Origin of the sequence: Trinickia sp. (genome assembly GCF_051961175.1) — a bacterium.
Classification (GTDB): Bacteria; Pseudomonadota; Gammaproteobacteria; order Burkholderiales; family Burkholderiaceae; genus Trinickia.
Map to the genome: position 1 here is coordinate 1 of NZ_JBQCDN010000106.1, position 2,680 is coordinate 2,680.

A 2,680-nucleotide genomic window follows, 5' to 3' on the forward strand; every position below is an offset into this window, starting at 1 on the left:
GCACCGTGAACCAGAGCCACAGCGCGATGGCGAGAATGAATCCCGCCGGCGCCTCGGCCTGGCCCGAGAGCGCGGCGATCCAGAGGATCGTCGTCAAGATGCTGCCGACATAGACGCAGAACATCACTGGATTGCGCAACTGCGTGCGCGGCCCGAGTTTTTTGAACGCATCGATGACAGCGGGCTTGACCAGCGACGAATCGAACATCGAGCGCACGGCGGTCCGTGCCTGCCCGAGATTATCGGGACGATGGACAGGCGGTTGAGTGACAGTTGTCATGCTTTCCTCGAAATCAATGACCCGAGATCATCGTGAGATGTTCGGCAACGGGGCCGAGCGCCAATGCCGGCACGTAAGTCAGCGCGCCCACGAGCACGAGCGTGCCGAGCAGCAGGACGACGAAGAGCGGCCCATGCGTCGGCAGCGTGCCGGAGGTCGCAGCAATGCGTTTCTTGTTCGCTAGCGAACCGGCGATGGCCAGCACGGGAACGATCGTGCCGAAACGTCCGAGCCACATGGCAATGGCGGTCAGCACGTTATAGAACGGCGTGCTGACCGTCAGGCCCGCGAACGCGCTGCCGTTGTTGTTGGCCGCCGAGCTGAACGCATAGAGAATCTCCGAGAAACCATGCGCTCCCGGGTTCGAAATACCCGCCGTGCCAAGCGGCGACAGGACGGCGATCGACGTGCCGACGAGCACGAGGAACGGCGTCAGCAGAATCGCGATCGACACCATCTTCATTTCATACGATTCGATCTTCTTGCCGACGTATTCGGGCGTACGGCCGATCATCAGACCCGCCACGAACACGGCCAGCAACGCAAATACGAGCATGCCGTACAAGCCCGAGCCGACGCCGCCGAAGATCACTTCGCCAAGCTGGATCAGCAGCAACGGCGTGAAGCCACCCATCGGCGTCAGAGAGTCGTGCATGGCGTCCACCGCGCCGCACGATGCGGCCGTCGTCGCCACCGTGAAGAGGCCCGTCTGCGCAATGCCGAAACGCACTTCCTTGCCTTCCGCATTACCGCCCGGCTGCAACGCCGTCGCGCTTTGATCCACGTGCAGTGACGTGAACAGCGGGTTGCCGGCCTGTTCAGCCGAGATCTCGCCCCAGCACGCAACCGCGAATGCGATCGTCATGGCCGCGAGCACGGCATACCCTTGACGGCGATCGCCGATCATCCGGCCGAACACGACGCACAAACCCGCCGGAATGATGAGGATCGACAGGGTCTGCACGAAGTTGGAAAGCGGCGTCGGGTTCTCATAGGGATGCGCCGAGTTGGCGTTGAAAAAACCGCCGCCGTTCGTACCGAGCATCTTGATCGCTTCTTGCGAAGCCACCGGGCCCATGGCCAGCGTCTGCTTATCGGCCTTCGCGTCCTGCATGACCGGATTGCCCTTGGCATCTTTCACCGGATTGTCTTGAGCGTCGGTCTTCGCCGCTTGGTAGGTCGTGACTTGCAGCGTCGGCACGTCCTGATACGACTTGAAGTTCTGAATCACGCCTTGGCTGACGAATACCAGCGCGACGATCGTCGCGAGCGGGGCGAGGATATAGAGCGTGATGCGCGTCAGGTCGACCCAGAAGTTGCCGATCGTCTGCGCCGTATGGCGTGCGAAGCCACGAATCAACGCGATGACCACAGCGATGCCCGTCGCCGCCGATAGAAAATTCTGCACTGTGAAGCCGGCCATCTGCGTCAGATAGCTGACCGTCGATTCAGGCGTGTAATCCTGCCAATTCGTGTTTGTCACGAAGCTGACAGCCGTATTGAAAGCGGCGTCGGGCGTCATCGGGCCGAATGCCTGCGGATTGGCGGGCAGCCACTGTTGCAAGCGCAGGAAGCCGTAAACGACCAGCGCGCCGAGTGCATTGAAGAGCAGTACCGCAAGCGCATAGTGTTTCCAAGACATTTCGGCGTTCTGGTCAACGCCGGCGGCCTTGTAAAGCAGCCGTTCGATCGGCGCGCCGATCTTGCGCACCACGAAGGACGATCCATCGAGCACAGCCGTTATATAACGACCGACCGGAAACGCCAGCCCAATCAAAACGACGATAAAGAGCGCGGTCTGAAGAAAGTTATTGGCGTTCATTCCAGATCCTCCGCGCGCAGCAGCGCGTAGACCAGATACGCCAGCAACAGCAGCGTCGAAGCGCCGGCAAGCCATGTCATCCAGGTCATCACGGCCGGCCTCCCGGTCCGCGGTTGCGGAGCTTGTCGCAGCCTGCGGTCAACGCCACGCATAGCCCTAAGAAGACGGCTATGCCGACGAGATACATAAAGTCCATTGTTGTGCTCTCCCGTAGCGGATCAGGACAGCGTGAAGCGTAGACGGGATCGAGTAAACGCCACGATAAGAGTGAATGGACACGCGTAAAAATCGTGTAAACGCGGCGCCGGTGAGCTTCGGGGTCCTTCATTTGAATGCGCTCGCACTCGCCCTCAAGGAGCGGTACCCCGACATCGAGATCGACATCGAGATCGACATGACCTTGAACGACCGCTTCATCGATCTGGCGATCGAAGGCGTCGATGTGGCGCTGCGGATCGGCGGCGACTGGCCGCAGGATGTCGTGGCGAGGCAGGTGGCGGCTTTCGAGAGGACGGTCGTCGCTTCGCCGGCTTATCTGAAAACGCACGCAAAGATTCGCCGCGTGGACGATATCGCCA

General features: G+C 60.9%; 3 protein-coding genes and 1 pseudogene. 1 reads left to right on the plus strand and 3 read right to left on the minus strand.

Annotation, left to right across the window (positions count from 1 at the left end; translation table 11 throughout):
* From ACTHL0_RS05495 to ACTHL0_RS05505, 3 genes and pseudogenes are all read right to left on the minus strand, one after another.
* Positions 1 to 280 (minus strand): annotated as a pseudogene (locus tag ACTHL0_RS05495) (potassium-transporting ATPase subunit B); the annotation flags it as partial.
* A gap of 13 nt (positions 281 to 293) precedes the next feature.
* A complete protein-coding gene (gene kdpA / locus ACTHL0_RS05500; protein WP_440565582.1) occupies positions 294 to 2,102 on the minus strand; it encodes a potassium-transporting ATPase subunit KdpA in 1,809 nt (602 codons plus the stop codon).
* On the minus strand, positions 2,099 to 2,191 hold the full coding sequence (locus ACTHL0_RS05505) for a potassium-transporting ATPase subunit F (RefSeq protein ID WP_440565584.1): 93 nt from the start codon (positions 2,189 to 2,191) through the stop codon (positions 2,099 to 2,101). The genes kdpA and ACTHL0_RS05505 overlap by 4 nt, the downstream gene beginning before the upstream one ends.
* Positions 2,192 to 2,373: 182 nt before the next feature.
* Here ACTHL0_RS05505 and ACTHL0_RS05510 point away from each other — a divergent pair.
* Positions 2,374 to 2,680, plus strand: a 307-nt coding sequence (locus ACTHL0_RS05510) for a LysR substrate-binding domain-containing protein (RefSeq protein WP_440565583.1), incomplete at its 3' end; no start/stop codon positions are given.

What these genes read in the sequence shown, in the direction of transcription:
- kdpA (WP_440565582.1), bottom strand. Translation starts at nt 2,102, where the DNA reads ATGAACGCCAATAACTTTCTTCAGACCGCGCTCTTTATCGTCGTTTTG.
- ACTHL0_RS05505 (WP_440565584.1), bottom strand. Translation starts at nt 2,191, where the DNA reads ATGACCTGGATGACATGGCTTGCCGGCGCTTCGACGCTGCTGTTGCTG.